Source organism: Amycolatopsis thailandensis, assembly GCF_042723255.1.
Classification (GTDB): Bacteria; Actinomycetota; Actinomycetes; order Mycobacteriales; family Pseudonocardiaceae; genus Amycolatopsis; species Amycolatopsis thailandensis.
On record NZ_JBHXJK010000018.1, the window covers coordinates 48,415 to 75,084 of the forward strand.

Consider the following 26,670-nt stretch of genomic DNA (forward strand, 5'->3'; position numbering starts at 1 on the left):
CCCGTGACACCATGGAGTGCATGTCCACGCCTGTCGCATCCGAGCAGACGCAGGTTGATCCACAGGGAGTAGAAGTCGTCTCTGAGGACAAGCCCTGGCGGACGGTCGTCTGGAACGATCCGGTGAACCTCATGTCGTACGTGACGTACGTGTTCCAGAAGCTGTTCGGTTACAGCCGGGACCACGCGACGAAGCTGATGCTCGACGTGCACCAGAAGGGCAAGGCGATCGTGTCCTCCGGTTCCAAGGAGAAGGTGGAGACCGACGTCGCGAAACTGCACGCGGCCGGCCTCTGGGCCACTATGGAGCAGCCCTCATGAACGGATGGCGCCGCAAGGGCGAGACCATCGTCGCCGGTTTCGAGCAGCAGGAGGCCGCGGTGCTGCGCGGTCTGGTCAGCCAGCTGGAGGACATGCTCACTGCGCGCGCCGAGGAGGCGCCGCAGGACGAGCTGGCGGAGCTGACCGGGATCCGGACGGGACCGACGGAGTCGCCGGACGATCCGGTGCTCTCCCGGCTGCTGCCGGACTTCCACAAGCTGGACCCGGACAACCCGACCCGCGAGGACATCGACTCGGCCGCCGCGATGCGGTCGATCCACGAGCCCGATCTGCTGGACAAGAAGGTCGGCGTCGCCAAGATCGTGCTGGACACCCTGCCGCGTGACGGCGGGAACGTGCGGCTGACCTTCGAGCAGGCCGACGCGTGGCTGGGCGCGCTCAACGACGTCCGGCTCGCGCTGGGCACCGCGCTCGACGTCACCGAGGACATGCCCGACGAGCTGCCCGAAGACGATCCCCGCGCGCCGCATCTCGGCGTCTACCACTGGCTGACGTGGGTGCAGGAGACCCTCATCCAGTCGCTGACCTCGTGATCACCGACGTTCCCGGCGTGCTGGTCGGGCACCACGAGCGGGTCGGCGACGGCTGGGCGACCGGGACGACGGTCGTGCTGGTCCCCGATGGCGCCGTCGGCGCGGTCGACCAGCGCGGTGGCGCGCCGGGTACGCGGGAGACCAATCTGCTGGAGCCGGAGAACCTGGTCCAGCACGTGAACGCGATCTGCCTGTCCGGCGGGAGCGCGTACGGCCTGGCCGCGGCGGACGGCGTCATGCGCTGGCTCGCCGAGCGGAACCTGGGGATCCCGGTCGGGACCCAGCCGCACGAAGTGGTGCCGATCGTGCCCGCGGCGGTGCTGTTCGACCTGCCGCGCGGTGACTGGGGCAACCGTCCGGACGCTTCCTTCGGTTACGCGGCTTGCGAAGCGGCCGCCGGGGGCCCTGTGCCCCTGGGGACCGTCGGCGCGGGCGCCGGAGCGAAGGCAGGATCACTCAAAGGTGGGATCGGGACCGCTTCGGAGCGGGTCGGGGAGTTCACCGTCGGCGTCGTCGCCGCCGTGAACGCCGCCGGCGAGGCCGTCGACCTCTCGACCGGCCGTGCCTTCGCGGCGGATCACGAGGTCGACGGCGAGTTCGGTGTCCGCTGGCCCGACCGGCCCGGCGACGTCGAGACGAAGGCGGCGGGGCTCAACACGACCATCGGCGTCGTGGCTGTCGACGCGGCACTGTCCAAAGCGGAGGCACGGCGGCTCGCGGTGGCCGCGCAGGACGGTCTCGCCAGGGCGGTCCGCCCGGCGCACACGATGTTCGACGGCGACACGGTGTTCGCGCTGGCGACCGGCGACCGCGAGCTGCCCGGCGGCGCGGGTCCCGTCGCGGCGGCGCGGCGCGCGATGGTTCTGGACACGCTGTGCTCGGCGGCCGCGCGGGTGTTCGGGCGGGCGATGGTGCACGGCGTGCTTTCGGCCACTTCGGCCGGTGACATGCGCGCGTACCGCGACGTCTGGCCCGAAGCCCTCTCCTGACCACTGACTTCGCATTTCGTCCTCTGGATGCGGTAGTTGCACGCGCAAGGACCGCATCCAGAGGACGAAACGCGGGATCGAGTGGCGGCAATCTCAGAGTGTGGACCGACCGCGTCCAGCACCTAAGATGTGCGGTGTGCTCCGGATCCGCCGTGAACTAGTCGACGAGATCGTCGCCCATGCCCGTCGTGACCATCCCGATGAGGCGTGCGGGGTGATCGCCGGTCCCGAGGGCTCGGACAGCCCCGAGCGATACATCCCGATGCTGAACGCGGCGCGCTCGCCCACGTTCTACGAATTCGATTCGGGCGACCTGCTCAAGCTCTACCGCGAGATGGACGCCAACGACGAGGTCCCGGTGGTCATCTACCACTCGCACACCGCGACCGACGCCTACCCGTCCCGCACCGACGTCTCGTACGCCTCGGAACCAGACGCGCACTACGTGCTCGTCTCCACCAAGGACCCCGATTCGCATCAGTTCCGGTCGTACAGGATCGTGGACGGGGAGATCACCGAGGAGCCCGTCGAGATCATCGGCTGAACCCCGTCCGGAATAACCCGGACCGGCCCGAACGTCTGCGTAGTAGAGAAACCACCGGAGGTAGAAAACCATGGCCGTGACCGTGTCCATCCCGACCATCCTGCGTACGCACACCGGCGGCGAGAAGTCCGTCGAGGCGACCGGCAAGACCGTGCTCGAGGTGATCGACGACATCGAGTCCCGCCACGGCGGCCTCAAGGCCCGCCTGGTCAAGGAAGAGAAGCTGCACCGCTTCGTCAACGTCTACGTCAACGACGAGGACGTCCGTTTCTCCGGTGGCCTCGAGGCCGAGGTCAAGGACGGCGACACCCTGACCATCCTGCCCGCCGTGGCCGGTGGCTGATCGATGGCTCGCTTCGAGTCGCTGCTCGACGCGCTCGGCGGCACCCCGCTGGTCGGCCTTCCCCGGCTTTCGCCCACCCACGACGTGCGGTTGTGGGCGAAGCTGGAGGACCGCAACCCGACCGGTTCGATCAAGGATCGCCCCGCACTGGCGATGATCGAGGCCGCCGAGCGTGAAGGCACCCTCCGGCGCGGCTCCACCATCCTGGAGCCGACGTCGGGGAACACCGGGATCGCGCTCGCCATGGCCGCGAAGCTCAAGGGCTACGGCCTGGTGTGCGTCATGCCGGAGAACACCTCCACCGAACGCAAGCAGCTGTTGCAGGCGTACGGCGCGCGGATCGTCTTCTCCCCGGCCGCGGGCGGGTCCAACGAGGCCGTGCGCCGGGCGAAGGAACTGGCCGAGGCCAACCCGGACTGGGTCATGCTCTACCAGTACGGCAACCCGGCCAACGCCGACGCGCACTACCGCGGCACCGGACCCGAACTGCTCAAGGACCTGCCGACGCTGACGCATTTCGTCGGCGGCCTCGGCACCACCGGCACCCTGGTCGGCGTCGGGCGGTACCTGCACGAGGCGAAGCCGGACGTGCAGATCATCGCGGCCGAACCGCGCTACGGCGAGCTGGTCTACGGCCTGCGGAACCTCGACGAAGGCTTCGTCCCGGAGCTCTACGACGCCAGCGTGCTCAACGGCCGGTTCTCCGTCGGCGCGTACGACGCGCTTCGCCGGACTCGCGAGCTGCTGGAGCACGAAGGCATCTTCGCGGGTATCTCGACCGGTGCCGTGCTGCACGCCGCGCTGGCGGTCGCCGAGAAGGCCGCCGCCGCGGGTAAGCCCGCCGACGTGGCCTTCGTGGTCGCGGACGCCGGGTGGAAGTACCTCTCCACGGGCGCGTACTCCGGCTCGCTCGACGAAGCGGCCGAGCGGCTCGACGGGCAGCTCTGGGCCTGACCTGGCTTCCGGATGTCATGAGGGGTCCCCATGGGACAGATTTCGTCCTATGGGGACCCCTCATGACACGCGCTGGCACGATGGCGGGCATGAAGGTCATCGGGCTGCTGGGCGGGATGAGCTGGGAATCGTCGGCCGGGTACTACCGGCTGGTCAACGAGCGCGTCCGTGAGCTGCGCGGCGGGTTCCACTCCGCGCGCACCGTGCTCTACTCCGTGGACTTCGCCGAGATCGAGGCGATGCAGGCCGAAGGCCGCTGGGACGAAGCCGGACGGGAACTGAACCGCGCCGCACGCGCCCTCGAAGCCGCCGGAGCGGACTTTGTCGTCCTGTGCACCAACACGATGCACAAGGTCGCCGATCAGCTCACCGAAGGCCTCGGCGTCCCGCTACTACATCTCGCCGACGCCACGGCCGCCGCGATCAAGGCTGCGAACATCCACAGAGTCGGCCTCTTGGGCACCGGCTTCACCATGGCCCAGCCCTTCTACCGCGACCGCCTCGCTGCACACGGGCTCGACGTGCTCGTCCCGGACGAGCGCGACCGCGACACGGTGCACCGCGTCATCTACGACGAACTCGTCCACGGCGTCGTCACCGAGGACTCTCGCGAGCGGTACCGCGAGGTCATCGCGAGGCTCGTCGAAGCAGGCGCCGAGGGTGTGATCTACGGCTGTACCGAGATCGAACTGCTCGTCGGCCCCGAAGACAGCCCGGTGCCGACCTTCCCCACCACCCGGCTGCACGCCGAAGCGGCCGTGGACTACGCGTTGGGCAAGTCCTCGCTCCCTCCCGCCGTATGACGTTCGTGCTGGCCGACGGCCTGCCGCCACAGCCTGTCTTGTTCTTCACCGGTGAAACCGCCGCGAGCCACCCCGAAGACGTCCTCGATCGCCGTCCACCACTCGGCCGGTGATTCCAGCACGGTCTTGCCGCCCGGCAGGCCGCTCAAGGTCAGCGCGCGCAGCGAGTCCACGCCCTCGGCGTCGCGCCGCTGGAGCACCAGCGTGCGGACGAATCCGGAGTCCTCGGACGTGGACAGCTCGACATGCTTCTCGGCGAAGTCCGGCATCACCGCCGTCTCGGGCGCGAAATCCATCCCGACGAAACTGCCCTGCGGATCGTGGTCGAACCGCCAGCCGCCGGGCGTGACCTCCGAGGCCCGCATGCGGAACACCAGCGGCCCCTGTTTGTACTCGCCTTCACGCAACGGGACCGGCTCGTGGATGCCGTCCCCGAGGCCCACGTCGACCAGCCAGCCGTCCTCGGGTGCCTCCGGCAGCCCGGTCACCGTCAGGGCGAGGTGGTTGAGGTGGATCCCGGCCTGTTCGCCGGCCAGCTGCGCTCCGCTCGGATGCCGGGTGACCTGGTAGCCGAGCGCTCGCAGCAGGGCCGAGAACGCGCCGTTGAGGTGGTAGCAGTAGCCGCCGCGACCGGCGGCGATCCGGCCGAACGACACCGCCGGATCCAGCGACGTCACCCGGCCCAGCTGGACTTCGAAATCTTCGTACGGCACCCGCTCCACGTGTGCCTTGTGCAGCCTGAAGAGCGCGTCGAGGCCCGGCGGCTCGTGTTCGAGGCCGAGTCGCGCGAGGTAGACGGGCACGTCGACGTGCTCGGAAGCAGAGATCCCCATGCGAGCGACCGTAGCGGCACCCACCGACAATTCAGGGTTCTCACGGAGGCGATCCCGGTGTTCCGCTCGTAGCCTGGGGTGGTGACCACTTTGCCTCCCCAGCCGGTCCCGGCGAGCGAGTCGCCCGGTGCGGATCCGGCCAAACGCGTCCTGCCGCCGAACCCGAAGGCCGCCGCGATCGTGGCGCTGGCCTTCACCGTGCTGCTCTACCTGGTCGAGCTGGTCGACGTCGTGCTGCCCGCCGACCTCGACCAGGGCGGCATCGTCGCCCGCGACTTCTCCGGGCTCGACGGCGTGCTGTGGGCGCCGTTGCTGCACGCGGGCTGGGGGCATCTGTTCTCCAACACCGTCCCGGTCCTGGTGTTCGCCTTCCTCGGGATGGCGGCGGGCATCGGCCGGTGGGTGCTGGTCACCGCGATCATCTGGGTGCTCTCCGGCCTCGGCGTCTGGCTGATCGCGCCGAGCGGCACGGTGACCGTGGGAGCGTCCGGCGTCGCCTTCGGCTGGCTCGCGTTCCTGCTGGTCAGGGGCATCTTCAATCGGGCGGCCGGGCAGATCCTGGTCGCCGTGGTGCTGCTCGGCATCTGGAGCGGAATGCTCTGGGGACTGCTTCCGGGTACGCCGAACGTCTCGTGGCAAGGACACTTGTTCGGCGCGCTGTCCGGGATCTTCGCGGCCTGGGTGGTCGCGCGGATGGACAGGTCCCAGGCCAGGAAAGCGACCGGTCCCGGTAACCTCGCCGGGTGACCAAGCCGAGCGCCGACGCCCCGATCGGCGTCTTCGATTCCGGGGTGGGCGGGCTCACCGTCGCCAGGGCGATCCTGGAGCAGCTGCCCGGTGAGCAGTTGCGCTACGTCGGCGACACCGCCCGCAACCCGTACGGGCCGCTTCCCATCGCGACGGCACGCCAGTACGCGCTGGAAGCGCTGGACGACATCGTCGAAGGCGGGGTGAAGGCGCTGGTCATCGCCTGCAACACCGCCTCCGCCGCCTGCCTTCGGGACGCGAGGGAGCGCTACGACGTCCCCGTGGTCGAGGTCGTCCTCCCGGCCGCGCGCCGGGCCGTCTCCGCCACGCGTTCGGGCCGGATCGGCGTGATCGGCACCGAGGGCACCGTCCGGTCCCGCGCCTACGACGACGCCTTCAACGCCGCGCAGGACGTCGAGATCACCAGCGTCGCGTGCCCGCGGTTCGTGGACTTCGTCGAACGCGGCATCACCACCGGACGTCAGGTGCTCGGGCTCGCACAGGGCTACCTGGAACCACTGCTGGACGCGCAAGTCGACACGCTGGTCATGGGCTGCACGCACTACCCGTTGCTGTCCGGGGTGCTGCAGATCGTCATGGGTCAGGACGTCACGCTGGTGTCCAGCGCCGAAGAGACCGCGCGTGACCTCGTGCGTGTCCTCACCGAGGACGATCTCCTCGCCGAGCGCGACACCCCGCCCCGGCACGAGTTCGTCGCCACCGGATCCGCCGAGCCGTTCACCAGGCTCGCTCAGCGGTTCATGGGCTTCGCGCCGGGTGTGCTCGCTCCCACCAGTGCGTAAAATCGCCGATTCCGTGCTTAAGGTGTCACAGTGCGTCTCACGATCCTCGGCTGCTCAGGCAGCATCCCCGGGCCCAACGCCGCCGCGTCCGGCTATCTGCTCGAGGCGGACGGGTTCGTCCTGGGGCTCGAATTCGGCAACGGGACGCTCGCCAGGCTTCAGGCCTTGCGCGACCCGTTCGACCTGGACGCGCTGATCCTTTCGCATCTCCACCCCGATCATTGCGCCGACGTCAGCGCGCTCACCGTGCTGCGGCGCTACCACCCGGCGCTGCCGTATCCGGCGAGGCCGGCCCGGCTGCCGGTGTACGGGCCGTCCGACGTGCACGAGCGGCTCGCCTACGCCTACGCGGCGAACGAGGAGGAGCGGGCGACCACCGATCTCTCCGACGTCTTCGCCTTCCACCCGCTGAGCGCGGAGCCCGAGCGGATCGGTCCGTTCGAGATCACCGCGGTCCCGGTCGATCACCCGACCCCGGCGTTCGGCCTGCGGATCGCGCACGGCGGCAAGACCCTCGCCTACACCGGCGACACCGGCGTCTGCGACACCCTCACCGACCTCGCCGGTGGTGTCGACGTCCTGCTCTCCGAAGCGTCCTGGACCGACTCGCCCGACCGGCCCGCCGGTGTCCACCTGTCCGGCAAGGAAGCGGGGGAGCTGGGCCGCAAGGCCGAGGTGGGGCGGCTGCTGCTCACCCACGTCGCGCCCTGGACCGACCGCGCCGCCGTCCTCGCCGAGGCGGCCGTCGCGTACCCCGCGGCCGAGCTGGTCGAACAGGGCGCCGTCTACGACCTCTGACGCGGGGTTCTAGAGTGGCGGCCGTGGCGAGAAAAGACGGCAGGAACGACGACCAGCTTCGCGACATCAAGATCACCCGCGGTTTCCAGCGGTGGCCCGCGGGCTCGGTGTTGATCGAATTCGGCGACACCAGGGTGCTGTGCGCGGCGAGCGTCACCGAAGGCGTCCCCCGCTGGCGGGCCGGTTCCGGCCTCGGCTGGGTCACCGCCGAGTACGCGATGCTGCCGTCGGCGACCAACACCCGTAGCGACCGCGAATCCATCAAGGGCCGCGTCGGCGGCCGCACCCACGAGATCTCCCGGCTGATCGGCCGGTCCCTTCGCGCCTGCATCGACCTGGCGGCGCTGGGGGAGAACACGATCGTCATCGACTGCGACGTCATCCAGGCCGACGGCGGCACCCGCACGGCCGCGGTGACCGGTGGCTACGTCGCGCTCGCCGACGCCGTCACCTGGCTCGGCGCCGCGGGCCGCCTCGCCGACCCGCAGCCGCTTTCGTCCTCCGTGGCCGCGGTGAGCGTGGGCGTCGTCGACGGCCGGGTGCGCCTCGACCTGCCCTACGAAGAGGACTCGCGCGCGGAGGTCGACATGAACGTCGTCGCCACCGACGCGGGCACCCTCATCGAGGTGCAGGGCACCGGCGAGGGCGCCACCTTCGCGCGGTCCACTTTGGACACCATGCTGGACATAGCGCAGGCGGGCTGCGAGGAGCTGACCCGGCTCCAGACCGAGGCCCTCGCGCTGCCGTATCCCGGCGAACTCCCCGAGCCGCGCCCGGACAAGAAGAAGGGCGCGAAGTGACCAAGCTGCTCCTGGCCACCCGCAACGCGAAGAAGCTCGGAGAACTCCGGCGCATCCTGGTGGCCGAAGGGATCGAAGGCGTCGAGGTCATCGGCCTCGCCGACGTCCCCGAGTTCCCCGAAGCACCCGAAACCGCTCCGGACTTCGAAGGCAACGCGCTCGCGAAGGCGCAGGACGCGGCCGCCGCGACCGGCCTTCCGGCCATCGCCGACGACTCCGGCATCGCCGTGGACGCGCTCAACGGCATGCCGGGCGTGCTCTCGGCCCGCTGGTCGGGCAAGCACGGCGACGACGAAGCGAACCTGGACCTCGTGCTGGCGCAGCTGTCCGACACACCCGACGAGCGGATGGGCGCGGCCTTCGTCTGCGCGGCCGCGCTGGTCGTCCCCGGCGGCGACGAGACCGTGGTGCGCGGGGAATGGCGAGGTTCGCTGATCCGGGAACGCCGTGGTGCCAACGGATTCGGGTACGACCCGATCTTCGTGCCCGAGGGCGGGACGCGGACCTCGGCCGAGCTGGATCCGTCCGAAAAGGACGGTGCTTCGCATCGGGGGAAAGCTTTGCGCGCGTTGGTGGGGGAGCTGCGGAAGCTGGCCGGTTGAGGTGGTCGTGAGTGGCGATCCGGGTTCTGACCCGAATCGCCACTCACGATTCAGGACGCCAGGTCGAGGTCCCGCAGCAACTTCGCGACGTGTCCCGTCGCCCGCACGTTGTATTGCGCCACGGCGATCTTGCCCTCGGCGTCGACGACGAACGTCGAGCGGATGACACCTTCGTAGACCTTGCCGTAGTTCTTCTTCTCGCCGAAGGCGCTGTACGCCTTGAGGACGGTCTTCTCCGTGTCGGAGAGCAGCGGGAAGGTCAGCCCTTCCGCTTCGACGAACTTCGCCAGCTTCGCGGGCTTGTCCGGCGAGATGCCGAGGACCTGGTAACCGGCGTCGTTGAGCTGGGCGAGACTGTCCCGGAAGTCGCAGGCCTGCTTCGTGCAGCCCGGCGTGCCGGCGTTCGGATAGAAGTACACGACGACCGACTTGCCGCGGAAGTCGCTGAGCTTGACGTCGTTGCCCTCGCTGTCGGGGAGGGTGAAGTCGGGCGCTTTGTCGCCGGGGGAGAGTCGCTGCTCGGTCATGACGCACACGGTAGCGAACCGGCGGCGTCAGACCTTCCCGCAGTACTTCGCGGCGACCGGCTCCGAGGGGCTCGGCCGCACCTGGAGGCGCAGCTTCACCGGCCTGTCCGGCACGGCGAACGCCAGGTTCAAGTGGACCGACCGGCCGGGCGCCACGTCCTTGCCGGCGTCCGCGATGCCGTTGTAGCCCTGTGTGGGGTCGACGACCTGTTTGACCGACGGGCTTTCGCCGTCCACCTCGCCGGTCACGGACAGGCCGGAGAGCCGGTACGTGCCGTCGCCCGCGTTCGTCACCTCGATGCCGAAGGCCACCGCGCGCGGACTCTGCGGGTACGCCGACGCGCTGGGGCGGAACGACTTCGGCGCGGACACGGCGATCGTCACCCCGGTCGCGAACCGGTGCGGGGCGCCGAACGCGAGGTCACCCTCCGCGTGCGTCGCCGCCAGCCCCGGTGCCGGGGCGTCCGCGCCGAGCACGGCGGCCCCTTTTTCCGGTGCCTGAACCCCGCACGCGGCCGCCAGCATCAGTGAGCAGGCGGCGATCAAGAGCTTCGGGGTGCGCGGGGGCGCCATGTGCGGTTACTCCAGTCGGCGGTGCGGGTGGGCCGTTCGAGGTAGTCATTAGTGCCGAAGAGTCCAGAGTGACGGTCTTCCGCAGCCGAGAGGAGCGGCACGGCCGGGTTGACGCGCACCTGGTGTACAGCCGTGGCCGATCCGTGATCGGAAGGGCACGGCTAGTGACAGCCGTCACCTCGGTGACACACCCGCCGAGATCAAACGGCGAAGGCGAAGAACAGGATGAAGATCGCCAGACCGGACACCCAGGCCACGATCAACCAGCCGAAATCGCGCATCGGATCGACCGCCCGGCTCTCCTCGCCCGGGACGTAGACGCCGCGCTCTTCGAACCAGTCCGCCCACCGGGTCATCCAGCGAAAGGGGCTTCGAGACGCCATGACACTCACAGTACGGGTATGGGTGAGCCGGGTCAGCCAGGGAGGGGCCGCCCAAAAGGGCGAATCGGACGTACCTGTAATCGCCCACTAGGCCCTTTTGTCCAACAGGTACACCCGTCAGGCTGTAACGATGGCGCTGGGAATAGATATCTACAGTCGCTTTCAGACCGTTACCAATTGGCAAGCCGTCAAGGATCATGGGGTGACGTTCGTCTTCGTCAAGCTCACCGACGGTGGTGGCTTGCCGAACGGCGGCCGCAACACCGGCGAGGCGCTGGTGGCAGGCGCGAAATCGGTGGGAATCCCGGTGGGCGGCTATCACTTCGCCCAGGCGAATCCTTCGCCGGAAGCGCAGGCCGACGTGCTGATCAACGAGGTCCGGCGGCTCGGGGCGACCGGATGTGTCCCGATGCTCGACCTCGAAGACAACCCGCCCGGCTCGGGTATGCCGGACATCCCCGACGGGCGCAAGCGCGACTTCGCGATCAGGTTCTGCAACCGCGTGGCGGAACACGGGTTCCGTCCCGGTGTCTACATGAACAACGCGCACGCCAAGATGCTGCGCCCGGACCAGTTCGGCGTGCGGGACCTGGTCATCTGGATCGCGCGGTTCGGTGCGAAACCCGATCCGGCCGCGGGCCGCTACGACATCCACCAGTTCACGGAATCCGGTCAGGTCCCCGGTATCCGCGCGAGCAGTGTCGACCTCGACGAGTCCTACACGAACGCCCACTTGACCGGCGGCGGTGCCGCCCCGAAACGGAAGGCGAGCTCAGAACTCATGGAACGCAGGACCATTCCGGCGAGTACCGCCACCACGTCCGTGCGGCTGCTGCTCTCCGGCAGCGAGTCGGCAGCGATCGTCGTCCGCCCGCGCGTCGACGGCGACGGCGTCACCGACTCGCCCGTATGGCAGGGCAACATCTACGCCTGGGGCAGCGACAAGGTCGGCGTCGGCGGGAATCCCTTGAAGACACCCGGATTCAACCCCAAGACCGTGTCGCACCGGCGGTACGCCCTGCCGGGCGCGGTGTGGGCGGACTACGAATACAGCTCGGACGTGGAGTTCGAGATCGACATCATCGGCTGAACCTGGAGGTCCGTGAAGGCCTCCTTCCCTACTCTGAAGGTAGGGAAGGAGGCCTTCACGGACTTCCAGGGTCGTGCCGCGTCTACGATGAACTGGTACCGGGATATCGCACCTTGTCCACGCCCGGCGCGTGGCTCTCGGACACCCGCATGTCCGGCAGGTTCGCCCGCACGTCCTCGCCGGTGACCACGGCTTCACTTTTCCGAACCGTTGGCATCGTGCACAGGGGTCATGGCCTCGCGGTCCGCCACCGGGAGCCACTGGCGATCCGGGTCGAAGGGCCGGTAATGAGACCGGACGTGCTCGATCAGCAGCGGCAGCGTGGGGTGCCGGTTCTCGTGCCGCCACAGCAGAGAGAACGGGTACACCGGCGTCGGGTCGACGAGCGGGATCTGGACGACGTCCGGATGCCAGGGCACGTGCATCTTCGCGCCGACGAAACCCAGGCGGTCCTTCGACTCGCCGAGCACCTCGATGTGGTGTTCGAGCCCGAAGTTCGGGCCGTCGGTGTCGACGAGGATCCCGAACGCCGGGCACAGCTCCTGCCAGAACTCCGCCCATTCGCTGGCCCGTGCGTTGTACGGCATCCACGCCGTCAGACCGGCGAGCTCCGCCATCGTGACCCGGCGCCGTCGTGCGAGCGGATGCCGCCGCCCCACCAGCAGGTTCGCCGGCTCCAGGTAGGCCGGTATCCGGCCGATCCCGGGGTCTTTCACCGTGTTTACGCGGGCGAAGGCCGCGTCGACCGAATCGGGCAGCATCGACCGGCGCACCGCGCCCAAACCCGGTGTGACGAGCTCCAGTTCGTCGTCGTGGTCGGCGTGGAAGGCACGGATCACCTCCATGGTCGCCAGCCGGGTGCCGAGGACGTCGACACGCAGGGGGCGGCGCCTGCCTTGAAGACGTTCGACGGCCTGGTCCGCGAGGCTGATCAGCGCCCGGGCGTGGACTAGGAACTCCTCGCCGACTTCGGTCGGCTCGGCGCCGCCGCGGGTCCGCGAAAGCAGCCGCACGCCGAGATCCGCTTCGAGTTTGGCGACCCGTTTGGAGATCGCCTGCTGACTCACCTCCAGCCGGATCGCAGCCTCGCTGAAGTACCGGTCCTCGGCCACCGCGAGGAACGCGCGCACCGCGCCCAGGTCCAGCTCCACCTTGCTCTCCCTACAACTTCTGGTTGTCGCCGATCGCGTGTCGCTTGTTGGACATCACCTGCGTGACTTGGGTCCAATCGCCGTGTCGGACCGGAATCGTACAACCGTGGGGAGTGGCCGGTGGACTCCTTCGTGCACCTGCACGTTCATACCGAGTATTCGATGCTCGACGGCGCGGCCAAGATCGCGCCGCTGTTCGCCGAGGCCCAACGGCTCGGCATGCCCGCCGTGGGCATGACCGACCACGGGAACATGTACGGCGCCGACGAGTTCTACCGGCAGTCCGTCCGTGCCGGGCTCAAACCGGTGATCGGCATCGAGGCCTACCTCGCGCCCGAGTCGCGTTTCCACAAGAAGCCGGTGTTCTGGGGACGGCGTGGCGACGGCGGTGACGTGTCCGGCGGCGGCGCCTACACGCATATGACGATGCTGGCGGAGAACGCGACCGGGTTGCGGAACCTGTTCAAACTGTCCTCCCTGGCCAGCCTGGAGGGCTACTACCGCAAGCCCCGGATGGACCGCGAACTCCTCGCCCGGCACCACGAAGGCGTCATCGCCACCACCGGCTGCCCGTCCGGCGAGGTGCAGACCAGGCTGCGGCTCGGTCAGCCGGACGAGGCGATCCGGGCGGCCTCGGACTACCGCGACATCTTCGGCGCGGACGATTTCTTCCTGGAGCTGATGGACCACGGCCTCCCGATCGAACGGTCCGTGCGGGACGGGCTGCTGGACATCGGCCGCAAACTCGGCCTGAAACCCCTGGCCACCAACGATTCGCATTACGTCACCCAGGATCAGGCGGACGCGCATTCGGCACTGCTGTGCGTCCAGTCCGGCAAGACCCTCGACGATCCCGGCCGGTTCAAGTTCGACGGCGACGGCTACTACCTCAAGTCCGCGGAGGAGATGCGCCGGTACTGGGACGCCGAGGTCCCGGGCGCGGCGGACTCCACGCTGCTCATCGCCGAACGGATCGAGCCGTACGACGACGTGTACCGGCATGTCGACCGCATGCCGGTCTTCGAAGTCCCGGCAGGACACGACGAGGAGTCCTGGCTGCGCGAGGAGGTCGCCGCCGGGCTCCGCCGCCGGTTGCCGGGCGGCGTCCCCGACGCCTATGCCGCCCGTGCCGACTTCGAGATCGGCGTGATCGCCGAAAAGGGCTTCCCGGCGTACTTCCTGATCACCGCCGACCTGATGAACCACGCCCGCCGCGTCGGCATCCGGGTCGGGCCCGGCCGCGGTTCGGCGGCGGGCTCGCTCGTCGCGTACGCGCTCGGCATCACCAACCTGGACCCGATCGACCTCGGCCTGCTCTTCGAACGGTTCCTCAACCCCGAACGCGTGTCGATGCCGGACATCGACATGGACTTCGACGACCGGCGGCGCGGCGAGATGATCCGCTACGCCACCGACAAGTACGGCGCCGAGCACGTCGCGCAGGTCATCACCTTCGGCACGATCAAGACCAAGGCGGCCATCAAGGACTCCGCACGCGTCCACTATGGACAGAGCGGATACGCGATCGCGGACCGGATCTCCAAGGCGCTGCCGCCGCCGGTCGCGGCGAAGGACATCCCGCTCGGCGGGATCGTCGAGCCGGACCACGAGCGGTACGCCGAAGCCGCCGAGGTCCGGGCGCTGCTGGAGGGGGACGGCGAGGCGGCCAAGATCTTCGAGACCGCCCGCGGGCTGGAAGGGCTGATCCGCAACGCGGGGGTGCACGCCTGCGCCGTCATCATGTCGAGCGAACCGCTGCTCGACGCGATCCCGTTGTGGCGGCGGGACGACGGCGCGGTGATCACCGGCTGGGACTACCCGTCGTGCGAGAACATCGGCCTGCTGAAGATGGACTTCCTCGGCCTGCGGAACCTCACCGTCATCGGCGACGCGCTGGACAACATCAAGGAAAACCGCGGCGAGGACATCGATCTCGACACGCTCGGCGTCGACGATCGGGCGACCTACGAACTGCTCGCCCGCGGCGACAGTCTCGGCGTCTTCCAGCTCGACGGCGGCGCGATGCGGGATCTGCTGCGCCGGATGGGGCCGACCGGTTTCGGCGACATCATCGCGGTGAACGCGCTGTACCGGCCCGGTCCGATCGCGATGAACACGCACAACAACTACGCGGACCGCAAGAACCGCAGGCAACCGGTCGAGTCGATCCATCCGGAACTGGCCGGGCCGCTGCGCGAGATCCTGGCCGAGACGCACGGCCTGATCGTCTATCAGGAACAGATCATGCGGATCGCGCGTGACGTCGCCGGCTATTCCATGGGCCGCGCCGACGTGCTGCGCAAGGCGATGGGCAAGAAGAAGAAAGAGGTGCTGGAGAAGGAGTTCGAGGGTTTCCGGGACGGCATCGTCGCCAACGGGTTCTCGCGCGACGCCGTACAGGCCCTGTGGGACGCGATCCTGCCGTTCGCCGGGTACGCGTTCAACAAATCCCACGCCGCGGGTTACGGCCTGGTCGGCTATTGGACCGCGTACCTGAAGGCGAACTACCCGGCGGAGTACATGGCGGGCCTGCTGACTTCGGTGGGGGACAACAAGGACAAGTCGGCGGTCTACCTCTCGGAATGCCGCAGACTGGGGATCAAGGTGCTGCCGCCCGACGTCAACGAGTCGGGGCTCCGGTTTTCGGCGGTCGGGGACGCGATCCGCTTCGGACTGGGCGCGGTGCGCAACGTCGGCGCGAACGTCGTCGATTCGATCATCGCGACGCGGCGGGAGAAGGGGAAGTACGCGTCGTTCACGGACTTCCTCGACAAGGCGGAGTTGTTGGCCTGCAACAAACGTGTCGTCGAGTCCCTGGCCAAGGCGGGAGCTTTCGACTCGCTCGGGCATACGCGGCTCTCGATCCTGCGGGTGCACGAGGACGCGGTGGACGCCGTGGTGCCGTTGAAACGTAAGCAGGCGATGGGCCAGTTCGATCTCTTCGGCGCGGACGAGGAGAGCGAAGAAGACACCTCACCCTTGGCTCATCTCAGGTTCGGTGTCGAGGAGTGGCCGCGCAAGGAGTTGCTCACCCACGAACGGGAAATGCTCGGGCTGTACGTCTCCGCGCATCCGCTCGACGGCGCGGAACGCGTCCTGCGCCGGCACGCGCCCCGCCCGATCGCCGCGATCCTCGACAATCCGCCGAGGGAGGGGGAACTGGTCGTCGCCGGGCTCATCACCTCCTTGGAGCGGCGGGTGAACAAGAAGGGCGAGCCGTGGGCCGTCTGCACGATCGAGGATCTGGACGCCGCGCTCGAAGTGCTGTTCTTTCCCAAGGCGTACGCGTTGTTCGTGGCGGATCTGACCGAGGACAACGCCGTCCGCGTCAGCGGCCGGGTGAACTGGCGGGAGGACAAGATGTCCGTGTTCGGCGGAGGCCTGGTGCCGCTGGATCTTTCCGCGGCCGGGGACGAAGAACCGCCCCTGACGTTGCACGCCGTCGCCGCGCGGCTGACCGAGGACGTGGTCCTCGAACTGAGGCGGACTTTGCTGGCACACAAGGGGGAGACCCCGGTCCGGGTGGAGCTCGCCGGGTCGCTGTACGCGCTCGACGACTATCCTGTGGCGGTCAGCTCGATGCTTCTGGGGGAGCTGAAGTCCATTCCCGGCATCACGCCCGGACGACCTTGAAGGGGGAAAGACGCCGATGAAGATCCTCGTGGTCGGTGCCACCGGGACGATCGGGGCCGCGGTCTCGTCAGCGCTCACCGCGCGCGGGCACACGGTGCTCGCCGCGTCCCGGTCCGGCGAAATCAAGGTGGACGTCGAGCGGCCCGGCACACTCGACGCGGTCTTCGCCGCCGAATCAGGGATCGAGCACGTCGTGTGTTGCGCGGGAAGTGGTTCGCTGGTCCCGGTGGACGGCGGCACCGACGAAGAGTTCGTCGAAGGACTGCAAGGGAAACTGCTCGGCCAGGTGTTCCTGCTTCGGCACGCGATCCCGCGTCTGCCGGACGGCGGTTCGGTCACGCTGACCTCGGGCCGGATCCCGGAAGCGCTGCGCGGCAGCGCTTTCGGCGTCCTGACCAACGTCGGTCTCGAAGCGTTCGTCGCCACGGCGGCCCGCGAACTGCCGCGCGGCCTCCGCGTCAACGCCGTCAGCCCCGGCTGGGTGAGCGAAACGCTCGCGGCGCTCGGTGAACCGGACGGCGGCACCCCGGCGGCGGTCGTCGCGCGGAGCTACGTCGAGGCGGTGGAGACCGCGGGCCTCACCGGGCGGACGTTGACGCCGTAAGTCGGTTGACCGCGCTGCCACAGTGGATAGCCGTGACCACTCATGACAAGGACAGACAGGAATTCCTGAAGCTGGCCGGGCTCGCGACGCCGATGGCGCTGCGGGTCGCGGTCACCCTCGGATTGCCGGACCGTTTGTCGGGTGCCGGGGCCGGCGTGGACGAACTCGCGACGGAACTCGGCCAAGCACCGCTTCCCCTCGGCCTGCTACTGGGGCATCTCGCCACCCTCGGCGTCGTCGAGCCGACGTCGACCGGCTATCGCACGACCGCGTACGGGGCGAAACTCCGCGCCGACGCGGGAAACGGGCTCGCCGGCCTCCTGGACATGAACGCCGCCGGCGGGCGGGGCGAACTGGCGTTCGTCGAACTCGCGCACAGCATCGCCACCGGTGAGGCGGGCTACATCCGCCGCTACGGGCAGGACTTCTGGACCGACCTCGCCGATCAGCCCCGGCTGCGCGAGACGTTCGACCGGCAGATGACCCAACGGTTCCTGACGCAGGTGCCGGGGATCGTCGCCGGGTTCGACTGGTCACGGTTCGGCACGATCGTCGACGTCGGCGGAGGTCACGGCAGCCTGCTCGCCGCCATCCTGACGGCCAATCCTTCGGTGCGCGGCCATCTCGTCGATCTCGCGCCGACCGCGGCCGCCGCCGAGAAAGAGCTGCGTGAGCAGGGACTCGAAGACCGGACCGAGGTCACCGCGGGCAGCTTCTTCGACCCGCTCCCGGCCGGGGCGGACGCGTATCTGCTGTCGGACATCCTCCACGACTGGGACGACGAGCACGCCCATCGCGTCCTGGCCCGCTGCGCCGAAGCGGCGCGTCCGGGAGGCCGCGTCCTGGTCATCGAGGCGGTCGGCGGACTCGGCGCGCAAACCGAGTGGGACCTGGTCATGCTCGTGCTCTACGGCGGCCGCGAACGGCGTCTCGAAGAACTCCGCGAACTCGCCGTCGCGCACGGTCTCGTCTTCGACTCCGTCACCACGCTGACCGAAGAGCGCAGCCTGCTGGAGTTCCAGGTCCAAGATATTCCTTGACAAGAATATTCTGCTGAGTGAATACTTCTGGGCATGGAGCAGATCGCAGCAGCACTGGGTGACGGAGCGAGGTGGCGCATCGTCGAGCTGCTCGCCGAGCGACCCCGATCCGTCGGCGAGCTCGCCGAGCTGACCGGCCTGCGGCAGCCGCAGACCACCAAGCACCTCCAAACCCTCGCCCGCGCCGGGCTCGTGACGGTGTTCCCGCTCGGGCAGCGTCGCGTCTACGCGGTCGAGGCGGCTCCGCTGAAGGACTTCGAAGGGTGCCTGGGGGCGCTGATCGCGACCATCGAGGCGAACGAGGGCGAGCGGGATGTCCTCGCGCGCTATCAGGCCGCGATCGGCGCGGACACCGAGGCCGCGAAGCAGGACCGGTGGGCGGACGGACGGATGTTCTCGTTCGACCGCCTGCTGGTCGCCCCGCGTGCCGACGTCTGGCGGCACTGGATCGAGCCCGGGCTGCTCGCGTCGTGGTGGGCGCCGCCCTCGATGACCGTCACCGACTGCGTCATCGAGCCGTGGCCGGGCGGGCGTGCCGTTCTCGACTACCGCGACGCGGAGGGGCGGTACCGCTCCGCGGGCGAGGTCCGCGCCGCGACCGAACCCGGGCACCTCGAGTTCGACCTCTCGGTGCTGGACGCCAAGGGAGAGGTCTTCTTCACCGGTCACTACGACCTGAACTTCACCGAAGCGCCGGGCGGGACCCGGCTCCGGCTCGACCTGCGCGTCACCGAAACCACCGTCGAAGCCGTGCCTTTCATCGCCGGGATCGAAACCGGCTGGGGCCAGGTGCTCGACAACCTCGCAGCCCGACTCACTCAGGAAAAGGACCGAACGACATGACGAACCCGACCGGCCGCCGCGTCACCGCTAACATCAGCCTCACCCTCGACGGCCACTACAGCGGCCCCGGTGGCCCCGGCGACATGGGCGCGATCGTCTCGTATGCCACCACCGACGTCGCCCGCGCTCACCTCGCGCGCATCCACGACAAGGCGACGACCGCGGTCCTCGGCAGACTGAACGCCGAGGGATTCCTGGGCTTCTGGCCGACGATCGCCGCCGACGAGAACGCCGACCCGCGCGACCGCGCCTACGCGAAGTGGCTGGTGGACGCCGAAAAAGTCGTCCTCTCCACGACCCTGACCGAAGCGCCCTGGGACCGCGCCCGCATCGCGAACGCCCCAGCCGCCGGCGTCATCGCCGACCTGAAGGCGGACGGGGAAGGCGACATCCTGGTCAACAGCAGCGCCAGCGTCATCAAGGCCCTTCTCGTGGAGGACCTGATCGACCGGCTGTACCTGATGATCTGCCCCGAGATCACCGGCGGCGGGCAGCGGCTGTTCGTCGACGGCCTGCCGGCTTCGAAGTGGACGCTGGCTTATCAGGAGGTCGGGGAACTGGGGGAGATGGCGCTGGTCTACGACCGGGCGCGGTGACCCCCGGCGATGAGCTTGCCCCTCCTGCAGGCGGGGCAAGCTCATCGCGAAGATCGGAACAGTGGCCTCATCTGTGTTCACTGAGACCGGTCTTCGTGCCCTCAGGTTGTCTGTCCGCGATCTCGTGCATCGATGTCCACGTCGAACGGCAGGAACTTGGAGGGTTCTCCGTGCCATACGACCACGAGCTGTCGCCGTGGTCGAGTGCATGCCACATACAAGAGGCAGCGACTTTCCAATTCGATGGCCGGATGCTCCGACGGTGCGCTTTTCGCCAAGACATTCCTGGGTGGGTATTTTTCGGCACTTGCCGAGATGACCAGGCACCTGTCGAACTCGATACCTTTGGCGCGGTGAACAGTCGCGATCTGTACTTTTCTGGGATCCATCGGGCCGTCGATTCTGGTGACCATGGCGGGTATCCCGGCTTTTTTCATGGCTCGTAACACTTTTTCGGACACAACCCAGTCGGGAGTGAGCACCGCTAGCGAGCTCAGGGAGTCCTCGGAAGTCTCGGATACCCACTTTTCGAGGACTCGGACAGCGAGGTCCTGCGCTTCTTCCCAGCTTTCCGCAGGCTGAAGTTCTGGGCGTGGCCCGGTGAGGAGAGATCTGTAAAAGCGAGTCGACTCGTCGTCTTCATCGAGGTCGACAAAGGCTTCGCCTTCGAGAATTCGGGTTGCGTAGCCGACCACCTCCCGCGTCGTCCTGTAGTTCAAGGTCAATCGTTGTGAACGTCCGCGAGTTTCGATTCCCAGTCTGCTCAGCACGATCTGTGCGCCATAGATGCGTTGGTGTGCGTCTTCGGAGATGAACATGTCGTCAGGGCCGACTTGGACGACGGCTCGCAGAAGGCGCCAATGGGCAGGAGATAGATCCTGGCCTTCGTCCACCACAACGTGGTCGTACCGGTTCGCCTGAGGGAGTCGGTCGGAGCCGGCAATGGCTGCCGCCTCGGCGGCGATCAACGAGAACGTCGTCTTTTTGTCGACCCTAAGCCGGTGGACGAACTCTTCGACGATCCGCCACAATCGGATCTTCTGAATACGGTCGATTTTCACCTTGCGCCCTCTGCGAATGGCGCTGAGGTAACTCTGTTGGTTGGCGTTCGCCTCGCCCAGAATCACTTGTTTGTGCTCGGCAGCCAAGAACCGCGGGGTAAAGATTGCCCGATCGGACGGTGGCAGGTCTTGGACCGCTGCTGCGGCTCGCTCCCACAGGCGTTCTTCTTCGTCGCCGTACACCACGGTGATGTCCCGACCTGTCGTACGTGCGACGATCTGGCGGGCCAGGCGGTCGATGCCGATCACGTCGATCCGCTTCAGCACGTCTTCGTCCGCGAGCGCCCGCAGGTTGTCTTCGAGCTGAGCTGCCAGCGTCACTGTGAACGTGGTGAGCAGTACCCGGGCCGTCGGATCGCGCTTCGCCAGGTGTACGGCTCGGTGCATGGCGACGACTGTTTTGCCTGTGCCTGCACCTCCTGCGATCCGGAAGCTGCCCTTCCGATGCCGTTCGGCAAGGTCGCGTTGAGCCGGGTGAAGGAACGTGCGCCAAGTCGCGAAATCGCCTGTGACCATCCGGGAGAGATGGTCGTCGTCCTCGACGACCACGAATTCCATCCTCGAGGCCGAACGGCTCAGTGAGTCGCGAAGTTGCTCCGGGTCGTTCGAGTCGGTCGGCAGGCTCCTGGTGGTCCCGGCCTCGCGTGCATAGGAGCGGCGTACGGCTTCCAGGGATTCGCCATAAGCCAAGTCGAGCAGGGCACATGCCTGCCAGGCAGGCGCTTCCAAGCACAGCGCCTGCAGAGCGTCTTCGTCTCTGAGCCCGATGGCCTGCTTTGTCAACGACGGCAGAATTCCCAGGCCTTCGAGCTCGGAAGAGCTATACGGCAACAAGAACGGTCGATCGTCGTCGGATGCGGTCGGTTTGGACCAGGGGCGATCCGGCAGCGGCGCAGTGTCGCGCAGTACTTCAGCGACACCGTTCGCCGGATTGAGGCGCAATGTCACCTTGCCGGCGTACTCGTAGGCTTCGTCATGTGGTCGAATGGCGACCAACAGGTAGTAAGCGTCTTCTTTCGATCCCGCGGCGAACAGGACGGCGCGATGGTTGTCCGTGACACGAGCGGTGCGGACGCGGGGATCACGGGCACCTTGTGGGATCTTGAGGTCCAGCCCGGTCAGATCCTCGTCCATCTGCAGCTTCCGGAGGACGTCCCAGGCTCGCGGTTTGAGCGAACCGTCCAGCTCCAGATTTCGATGGAATTCCTTCGCGAGAACGACTGTTGCCATGCTTGTCTTCCCCTCTGCCGTGGTGGCCAACCCTGTAGCATATCGCTGATCCGTAGAGCTGGCCAAGCCGAGCGGGTCGAGGGTCGCGGTGTGGTCGTCATCAGGCGGGAGGGTCTGTTGTCCGAATCGGGTACCGGTCCGGGAGGTCGCGAGCGTCGAGCCATGACGGTCGCACAGGTGGAGGACATACTGCTCCCGTCGGGTTGTGTCGGCGCAGCCGACGTCATGGTTCGCAATGCTCTCGAGCGGTGTCGCAACGTCATCGACACGACAGAGGACCCCCTCAAGGATGCAATGGCGGTCGGTCCGTGGTTCTTGCGTTCCGTCGAGCTAGCAGGGTTTCGAGGTGCGGCGAACGGCTCTGGGGCCCCAGGAGCGACGTCCGAACCGTTCAGGCTGGACTTCCCGGCTTCGCCTGGGCTGGTGGTGGTGCACGCGCCCAACGGGACCGGCAAGTCGACCGTCACCGATGCCCTCGAAGTTGCTTTGTTCGGCGGCACTGGAGAAGCCTCCGGCTTCAACCCTGAAGATGCGCGACGAGCTGTGGTTCCCCACTCGGGTCTCACCGACTCGGAGGTGGTTGTCGTCTTGGAGAACGGCCGTGGTGACACCTTGCATTTCGAGTGGAACGCCGAAGCGGGCGCCGAGACGGCGATTGTGATCTGGCGGTCTGCCTCCCAGCGCGAGGTCGAGATAACCCCTGGTGGCAAGTGGGCCGGCTCCGTGGCGTCTCGTCGCCCCGTCGTCGGATACGACCACCTCACCCACCGGCTCAGAGTGGACAATGCCGCCGAGATCGTGGAGGCGACCTTGGCGATGGGAGATGTCTGGTCACAGCTACGGCATTTCCTGAGGCAGGACCTGGCGGACGCACGCGCTGCGGCCGCGGCTTGGCAGTGCGCGCGAGACGAGGCCGAAACAGCCCTGGCCGAAGCGGATGAAGCGCTCGCACTGAAGTTTCCGGACTTCGAGATACCCAAGCCGATCCTGTTGCCCGAAAGGCCGGCGGAGGACATCGATGTCTGGCTTCGGACGGAGTTCGGTGCCAGTGAAGGGTACTTCGAGTACTTCACGGTCGATCCTCGGCTCTGGGCGGATGTCGTGACGTCACTCGACGTTTCGCGTGCAGCGGTGGAGAAGAACATCCGCGCCAAGCAGGACAGCAGCCAGGAACTTTGGTCGGGCGGTGGTATCGAGGCGCTGGAGATGTTGATCTCGCGTACTGGCGAGGAATCGGGTTCCGGATGCCCCGTGTGCGGATCTGCCGGGACACGATGGTCTGATCGGGCTCGTTCGGTGACGACGGCGCTGAGGTCGGTTCGCGAGGAGTTCAACTTGACTCGTACAGAGCTTTCGCATCTGAGGCGACTGCTGGTCGAGCGAGTTCTGCCGGTTCTGCGACGAGCGAAGAGTATAGCCGCGCTGGAGTCGAGGGCTGTCCGGCTCGCCGACCGTATCGAGACAGTGGTCGGCCAAGAGCCGGCTGTCGAAGGTGACCAAGCGTGGACCTTCTTGACAGAGTTGACAATGGAACCGGAATTCGCTGAGGACATCGGGGACTTGCTGCAGGAACTGACCACATCAGTATGGGAATCGGTTTGGGCCTCGGAGCGTCGACGCAGCTGTGAGCAACTGGTGGAGGTGCACCGCGAGCACGGTACGACCGCAGCTTCGGTCGGTGCTTGTGAATCTGCGCTTCGACAGCTGGCGAAGGAATTCGACACCGTGCACAGTGACCGACGGGACGTGCTGGAGCAGGACGTGCAGAAGTTGCTGCAGGTATTGCTCGCAGATGCCCGTTTGGAAGGGCTCGAGCTCACTCCTGCTCTGGGCCGGACGGACTCGGCCGGACTGCGGTTGAATCTGAACGGGCACAAGGCCGGGCTCGGCGTGCTTTCGGCAGGACAGTACAACGCTTTTGTGCTGTCACTCCTGCTGGCTGCCGGCAAGACCGACCCTTTCAGGTTCCTCGTCGTGGACGACCCCGTTCATGCTCTTGACGATATCCGAACCGATGCCTTCGCCACCTTGGTGGAAAGCTACGTCGACGAAGGGCGTCAGATGGTGTTGTTGACGCATGATGATCGACTTGTCGACGTACTGCGGATCAAGGTCGGTGGGGTCACCCTCCTCAAGTTGGGGCGGGACCGGCAGAACAACCTTCAATGGGTCGATTCCACGCACCCTTGGCAGGCGCACGTCGACAATGCTCGGAGCCTTCTGCAACAGGCAGTGCAAGCCGGCTCGAATCAGGTCCTCTCGGAAGAGACCCTTGCCCTCCTTGTGTTGTCGCTGTGCCGACAAGCCATCGATGCGGTGCTACGCGAGTTCGTCCAGGAGGAGAAGCGGTCTTCCGGGCGGGCGCTGTCTGTGCTGAAGGAGATGGAGCGCGTGTTCACCACTCGTGCCACATTGAGGTTAGTACGTCGCATCGTGGGTACGGAACACCCGGCGTCAGTACTCATCGATGCACTTACAGCGGACGCCGGTTTCCTTGGTGACCTCAATGCCGGGGCACACGCAGATCCTCATCGTCTGGATGTTTCCGTATCGAATCTGAAGGTCAGAACGACCGTGACCGAGCAGTTCTGTCGGGACCTTCTCGCTTCGGTCGGTCACTGATGTGGACGCCGAATCAGGGCCGCGACGAGCTTTCCGAAATCCAGGGGTTCGATCGCATTCTGTCGATGAAGTGCGAACTGATTCTGCTGAGGATGCGGCTCGAAGCCTTGGCCAAGACCGCCGACAGCTCTTACTTCGCCAACCGGTCCTCGCGAGGCTCCATATCGTTGAGACTGTGGGTCTTGATGCTTACGGTGCCGGAGGAGCGACGCCCTGAGGCGAGAAGGCTGATCCGGTACGTCCAAGAAATCTATCACCTCACAAGTGCGTATCTGCACGGGCGGCGGGCGGCGATTGTTCCGCCGCCCGCCGAGCTGGCAGCCTGGACTGCAGGCGTGGACGCGTTGGAGCGTTTGGTCCGAGCAGAGGAGTCGCCGGAGCACCGATGAGCGGTGCCTCAGGGCCCTTCGAAGAAGCCGGTGCCGACGTGCTCCGGTTCGCCGATGAGCAAAGCACGATCAAGGAACGTGTTGTTCGTTTCGCAACTGCTCTCGGGAAGCATCACGCATGCATAGCATGCAGCGAGGTTCAGACTGTCCGTTCCGGCGGCCTCGGCCTCCATGCAGGGAGGGTCCTGCGAGCACCAGGAGATGCGTTCCAGTGCGGTACCCATGCTCTCGACAAGTCCGGTGTGCGTTCCTTGGGCCACCAGCCCGCCGAGGCTGCCGGCGGAATCGCTGGTGGCCGTGTACACGAGCAGGCCGACACGGGAGTCCGAAACGTAGAGGCGTTCCCTCAGCGACGCAGCCGGATAGCCGGCCTCCAGGCTCCACTCGTTGATCAACGTATGAGCGAGTGTGTGTGCGAGTACGAAGCGTGCGTCGATCGGGGATCGGACATCCGTGGTGTCCGCGTCGCCTCGGCGAACTGCCGAGTTCCGGAGGGCGTTCTCGTGCCGTTCACGGATTCTCTCGGCGCGAAAACGCACCCGGTCCCGTTTTTCCCAATCGGCGACCAGAGCTGTGTCGAGAGACAGAAAGACGCCCTCTCCGAGCACTTCGATCGCAGGAAGCCAGTCCTTCTCCACCCGGGCCAACGAGGCCAACCGCTTCTTGTCCGCGATCGCGTCGGGCGGCTCGATCCGAGTGAAGGCCTGCAGAGCTCTCACTTCCCTCAGTCGCTTGACCTGCATGCTGCGTGCTAGTCCACGGGGCAAGAGGACGGACTGAGCATCCGGTGCGCTTGTACTTTCGAAGTCGTCGCCTCCGTCGGACTTCGTCGTCCCGAAGTACAACGGGTCGTACTCCGCCATGCGGAACGCGTCGAAGGCCTCCACAGGGGTGACATCGTCGCTGTTTCCCGATTCGTCATTGGTCAGGACTTTGCGCTGCAGCACTGCTGCGACGATGTCCTTGGTGGTGAACGGCGACTCTTTGACGGCGGGGAGGGTGCCGATGGCCTCCTCGGCATTGGAGAGGGAGGCAAGACCTTCGAGCCACGAAATATGCCGCTCGACGAACTTGTTGAGAGTGTTGGACCAAGGTGGAATCGACAGAGAAGATCTGGTGACAGCGAACCACGCTGCCGAGGAACCGCGCTGCAAGGTTCGCACGACTTGTTCGCAGCCCGGTTCCGCCGCGTGCCGCCCGAGCCAAGGCCGTCTCCCTTGGCAGATGATGCCGAGGGACTGAAGTGCTGTCTTGGCAAAGGCGCCCTCCAGAGACCTGGTATGACCGCACGAACAGGAGACGACGACTGAACGCAGGGAGGCCGAACTGCCGTCGTTGTGCATCTTGAGATTGTGGGGTCCCTCTCGAGCATCGTTTCTCTTGTGCAACCAATCCCAATATGGGAAGTCGTCGAGATGCCCGTTCGGACAGGCGACGACGAACCGTGACGGAATCAGTGGACTGCCACAGCCGCACTCGTTCTTGCTCGGAGTGGCACCGAACTCTTTGTATGTCTTCAGGTCTTTGCAGTCAGGGCAGGAATGCATGAGCGGGAAGCGTCGTACCCCGATCCTTTTTTCCTGTTTTCTCTCTTCTGCAGGCGGTGGCCTGAACTCCTTGACCCCCAAACGGTTCTGCAGCCGAGGCTCGTGGATCGGCTGAGTGTCGCCGAACCGCCACTCGTCGAGTCCGCCTACGACGAACGATTGATCTTCGATCGCGACCATTGCGCCTACGCCGTAGGTGTTGACGGCCTGTCCGCGGCGGATGGATCCGAGGCGAGGCCCGGAGGTCTTTTTCTGTGCAGCCGACTTCGATTCAGGATTGCGTAAGGCCAT

At 67.0% G+C, this 26,670-nt stretch carries 27 protein-coding genes; 20 read left to right on the plus strand and 7 right to left on the minus strand.

From position 1 onward, the window contains the following. Positions 1-20: 20 nt before the first annotated feature. From clpS to ACFWMR_RS10045, 7 genes are all read left to right on the plus strand, one after another. Positions 21-320: an ATP-dependent Clp protease adapter ClpS gene (gene clpS / locus ACFWMR_RS10015; RefSeq protein WP_005165655.1), complete on the plus strand. Its 300-nt coding sequence runs from the start codon at positions 21-23 to the stop codon at positions 318-320. Continuing rightward, positions 317-874: a DUF2017 domain-containing protein gene (locus ACFWMR_RS10020; protein ID WP_037320714.1), complete on the plus strand. Its 558-nt coding sequence runs from the start codon at positions 317-319 to the stop codon at positions 872-874. Before clpS ends, ACFWMR_RS10020 begins: the two co-directional genes overlap by 4 nt. Continuing rightward, complete coding sequence (locus ACFWMR_RS10025) at positions 871-1,863, plus strand: P1 family peptidase (protein ID WP_093937627.1); 993 nt, start codon at positions 871-873, stop codon at positions 1,861-1,863. The genes ACFWMR_RS10020 and ACFWMR_RS10025 overlap by 4 nt, the downstream gene beginning before the upstream one ends. A 136-nt stretch (positions 1,864-1,999) precedes the next feature. Next, positions 2,000-2,407, plus strand: a complete 408-nt coding sequence (locus ACFWMR_RS10030; protein WP_007028263.1) for a Mov34/MPN/PAD-1 family protein — start codon at positions 2,000-2,002, stop codon at positions 2,405-2,407. A gap of 70 nt (positions 2,408-2,477) precedes the next feature. Further along, positions 2,478-2,750 (plus strand): MoaD/ThiS family protein, encoded by a 273-nt coding sequence (locus ACFWMR_RS10035; RefSeq protein ID WP_005165659.1) that lies wholly within the window; start codon positions 2,478-2,480, stop codon positions 2,748-2,750. A 3-nt stretch (positions 2,751-2,753) separates the two neighbouring features. Next, positions 2,754-3,704, plus strand: a complete 951-nt coding sequence (locus ACFWMR_RS10040; RefSeq protein WP_093937628.1) for a PLP-dependent cysteine synthase family protein — start codon at positions 2,754-2,756, stop codon at positions 3,702-3,704. Positions 3,705-3,793: 89 nt separating this feature from the next. Beyond that, complete coding sequence (locus ACFWMR_RS10045; protein ID WP_378378146.1) at positions 3,794-4,507, plus strand: aspartate/glutamate racemase family protein; 714 nt, start codon at positions 3,794-3,796, stop codon at positions 4,505-4,507. Here the strand turns inward: ACFWMR_RS10045 and ACFWMR_RS10050 are convergent. After that, on the minus strand, positions 4,468-5,340 hold the full coding sequence (locus ACFWMR_RS10050) for an arylamine N-acetyltransferase family protein (protein WP_378378122.1): 873 nt from the start codon (positions 5,338-5,340) through the stop codon (positions 4,468-4,470). The genes ACFWMR_RS10045 and ACFWMR_RS10050 overlap by 40 nt on opposite strands. Before the next feature lie 81 nt (positions 5,341-5,421). On the opposite strand from ACFWMR_RS10050, the gene ACFWMR_RS10055 reads away from it, so the two are divergent. From ACFWMR_RS10055 to rdgB, 5 genes are read left to right on the plus strand one after another with little or no spacing between them, the layout of a single operon-like run. After that, positions 5,422-6,087 (plus strand): rhomboid family intramembrane serine protease, encoded by a 666-nt coding sequence (locus ACFWMR_RS10055; RefSeq protein ID WP_378378123.1) that lies wholly within the window; start codon positions 5,422-5,424, stop codon positions 6,085-6,087. Continuing rightward, positions 6,084-6,890, plus strand: coding sequence for a glutamate racemase (gene murI, locus ACFWMR_RS10060; protein WP_093937632.1), 807 nt, complete (start codon positions 6,084-6,086; stop codon positions 6,888-6,890). Before ACFWMR_RS10055 ends, murI begins: the two co-directional genes overlap by 4 nt. A gap of 30 nt (positions 6,891-6,920) precedes the next feature. Continuing rightward, a complete protein-coding gene (locus tag ACFWMR_RS10065; RefSeq protein WP_093937633.1) occupies positions 6,921-7,688 on the plus strand; it encodes an MBL fold metallo-hydrolase in 768 nt (255 codons plus the stop codon). A 23-nt stretch (positions 7,689-7,711) separates the two neighbouring features. Next, positions 7,712-8,488, plus strand: a complete 777-nt coding sequence (gene rph / locus ACFWMR_RS10070; protein ID WP_378378124.1) for a ribonuclease PH — start codon at positions 7,712-7,714, stop codon at positions 8,486-8,488. Further along, positions 8,485-9,090 (plus strand): RdgB/HAM1 family non-canonical purine NTP pyrophosphatase, encoded by a 606-nt coding sequence (gene rdgB / locus ACFWMR_RS10075; RefSeq protein ID WP_378378125.1) that lies wholly within the window; start codon positions 8,485-8,487, stop codon positions 9,088-9,090. Before rph ends, rdgB begins: the two co-directional genes overlap by 4 nt. 50 nt (positions 9,091-9,140) lie before the next feature. Here rdgB and bcp read toward each other — a convergent pair whose 3' ends face one another. From bcp to ACFWMR_RS10090, 3 genes are all read right to left on the minus strand, one after another. Continuing rightward, the gene (gene bcp, locus ACFWMR_RS10080) at positions 9,141-9,617 is read right to left on the minus strand and encodes a thioredoxin-dependent thiol peroxidase (protein WP_093937635.1); all 477 of its coding nucleotides are present in this window, start codon (positions 9,615-9,617) and stop codon (positions 9,141-9,143) included. Between the two features lie 27 nt (positions 9,618-9,644). Beyond that, positions 9,645-10,190, minus strand: a complete 546-nt coding sequence (locus ACFWMR_RS10085; protein WP_093937636.1) for a hypothetical protein — start codon at positions 10,188-10,190, stop codon at positions 9,645-9,647. A 200-nt stretch (positions 10,191-10,390) separates the two neighbouring features. Further along, positions 10,391-10,573, minus strand: coding sequence for a hypothetical protein (locus tag ACFWMR_RS10090; protein WP_026466904.1), 183 nt, complete (start codon positions 10,571-10,573; stop codon positions 10,391-10,393). A gap of 130 nt (positions 10,574-10,703) precedes the next feature. Between ACFWMR_RS10090 and ACFWMR_RS10095 the strand changes: the two genes are divergently transcribed. Beyond that, the gene (locus ACFWMR_RS10095; protein ID WP_378378126.1) at positions 10,704-11,663 is read left to right on the plus strand and encodes a glycoside hydrolase family 25 protein; all 960 of its coding nucleotides are present in this window, start codon (positions 10,704-10,706) and stop codon (positions 11,661-11,663) included. Between the two features lie 194 nt (positions 11,664-11,857). On the opposite strand, the gene ACFWMR_RS10100 is transcribed toward ACFWMR_RS10095, so the two are convergent. Beyond that, positions 11,858-12,814, minus strand: coding sequence for a LysR family transcriptional regulator (locus tag ACFWMR_RS10100; protein WP_378378127.1), 957 nt, complete (start codon positions 12,812-12,814; stop codon positions 11,858-11,860). A gap of 120 nt (positions 12,815-12,934) precedes the next feature. Between ACFWMR_RS10100 and dnaE the strand changes: the two genes are divergently transcribed. From dnaE to ACFWMR_RS10125, 5 genes are read left to right on the plus strand one after another with little or no spacing between them, the layout of a single operon-like run. Further along, entirely contained in the window at positions 12,935-16,447 is a 3,513-nt protein-coding gene (gene dnaE, locus ACFWMR_RS10105; protein WP_378378128.1) for a DNA polymerase III subunit alpha, read from the plus strand. A 16-nt stretch (positions 16,448-16,463) separates the two neighbouring features. Beyond that, positions 16,464-17,051 carry an SDR family oxidoreductase gene (locus ACFWMR_RS10110; protein ID WP_378378129.1) on the plus strand — a complete coding sequence of 196 codons (588 nt, stop codon included), beginning with the start codon at positions 16,464-16,466 and terminating at the stop codon, positions 17,049-17,051. A 32-nt stretch (positions 17,052-17,083) separates the two neighbouring features. After that, positions 17,084-18,091 (plus strand): methyltransferase, encoded by a 1,008-nt coding sequence (locus ACFWMR_RS10115; protein ID WP_093937640.1) that lies wholly within the window; start codon positions 17,084-17,086, stop codon positions 18,089-18,091. A gap of 33 nt (positions 18,092-18,124) precedes the next feature. Continuing rightward, positions 18,125-18,934: a metalloregulator ArsR/SmtB family transcription factor gene (locus tag ACFWMR_RS10120; RefSeq protein WP_378378130.1), complete on the plus strand. Its 810-nt coding sequence runs from the start codon at positions 18,125-18,127 to the stop codon at positions 18,932-18,934. Continuing rightward, the gene (locus tag ACFWMR_RS10125) at positions 18,931-19,530 is read left to right on the plus strand and encodes a dihydrofolate reductase family protein (RefSeq protein ID WP_378378131.1); all 600 of its coding nucleotides are present in this window, start codon (positions 18,931-18,933) and stop codon (positions 19,528-19,530) included. Before ACFWMR_RS10120 ends, ACFWMR_RS10125 begins: the two co-directional genes overlap by 4 nt. A 101-nt stretch (positions 19,531-19,631) precedes the next feature. On the opposite strand, the gene ACFWMR_RS10130 is transcribed toward ACFWMR_RS10125, so the two are convergent. Continuing rightward, complete coding sequence (locus ACFWMR_RS10130; RefSeq protein ID WP_378378132.1) at positions 19,632-21,851, minus strand: UvrD-helicase domain-containing protein; 2,220 nt, start codon at positions 21,849-21,851, stop codon at positions 19,632-19,634. A gap of 132 nt (positions 21,852-21,983) precedes the next feature. Here ACFWMR_RS10130 and ACFWMR_RS10135 point away from each other — a divergent pair, with 132 nt between their 5' ends. Continuing rightward, positions 21,984-24,443, plus strand: a complete 2,460-nt coding sequence (locus ACFWMR_RS10135) for an AAA family ATPase (RefSeq protein ID WP_378378133.1) — start codon at positions 21,984-21,986, stop codon at positions 24,441-24,443. Further along, complete coding sequence (locus ACFWMR_RS10140) at positions 24,443-24,832, plus strand: hypothetical protein (protein WP_378378134.1); 390 nt, start codon at positions 24,443-24,445, stop codon at positions 24,830-24,832. The genes ACFWMR_RS10135 and ACFWMR_RS10140 overlap by 1 nt, the downstream gene beginning before the upstream one ends. A gap of 8 nt (positions 24,833-24,840) precedes the next feature. Here ACFWMR_RS10140 and drmB read toward each other — a convergent pair whose 3' ends face one another. Then, positions 24,841-26,670: a DrmB family protein gene (gene drmB / locus ACFWMR_RS10145; RefSeq protein WP_378378135.1), complete on the minus strand. Its 1,830-nt coding sequence runs from the start codon at positions 26,668-26,670 to the stop codon at positions 24,841-24,843.

Coding starts and splice junctions, on each gene's coding strand:
- clpS (WP_005165655.1), top strand. CDS start 21: ATGTCCACGCCTGTCGCATCCGAGCAGACGCAGGTTGATCCACAGGGA.
- ACFWMR_RS10020 (WP_037320714.1), top strand. CDS start 317: ATGAACGGATGGCGCCGCAAGGGCGAGACCATCGTCGCCGGTTTCGAG.
- ACFWMR_RS10035 (WP_005165659.1), top strand. CDS start 2,478: ATGGCCGTGACCGTGTCCATCCCGACCATCCTGCGTACGCACACCGGC.
- ACFWMR_RS10040 (WP_093937628.1), top strand. CDS start 2,754: ATGGCTCGCTTCGAGTCGCTGCTCGACGCGCTCGGCGGCACCCCGCTG.
- ACFWMR_RS10045 (WP_378378146.1), top strand. CDS start 3,794: ATGAAGGTCATCGGGCTGCTGGGCGGGATGAGCTGGGAATCGTCGGCC.
- ACFWMR_RS10050 (WP_378378122.1), bottom strand. CDS start 5,340: ATGGGGATCTCTGCTTCCGAGCACGTCGACGTGCCCGTCTACCTCGCG.
- bcp (WP_093937635.1), bottom strand. CDS start 9,617: ATGACCGAGCAGCGACTCTCCCCCGGCGACAAAGCGCCCGACTTCACC.
- ACFWMR_RS10085 (WP_093937636.1), bottom strand. CDS start 10,190: ATGGCGCCCCCGCGCACCCCGAAGCTCTTGATCGCCGCCTGCTCACTG.
- ACFWMR_RS10090 (WP_026466904.1), bottom strand. CDS start 10,573: ATGGCGTCTCGAAGCCCCTTTCGCTGGATGACCCGGTGGGCGGACTGG.
- ACFWMR_RS10095 (WP_378378126.1), top strand. CDS start 10,704: ATGGCGCTGGGAATAGATATCTACAGTCGCTTTCAGACCGTTACCAAT.
- ACFWMR_RS10110 (WP_378378129.1), top strand. CDS start 16,464: ATGAAGATCCTCGTGGTCGGTGCCACCGGGACGATCGGGGCCGCGGTC.
- ACFWMR_RS10120 (WP_378378130.1), top strand. CDS start 18,125: ATGGAGCAGATCGCAGCAGCACTGGGTGACGGAGCGAGGTGGCGCATC.
- ACFWMR_RS10125 (WP_378378131.1), top strand. CDS start 18,931: ATGACGAACCCGACCGGCCGCCGCGTCACCGCTAACATCAGCCTCACC.
- ACFWMR_RS10135 (WP_378378133.1), top strand. CDS start 21,984: ATGACGGTCGCACAGGTGGAGGACATACTGCTCCCGTCGGGTTGTGTC.
- ACFWMR_RS10140 (WP_378378134.1), top strand. CDS start 24,443: ATGTGGACGCCGAATCAGGGCCGCGACGAGCTTTCCGAAATCCAGGGG.
- drmB (WP_378378135.1), bottom strand. CDS start 26,670: ATGGCCTTACGCAATCCTGAATCGAAGTCGGCTGCACAGAAAAAGACC.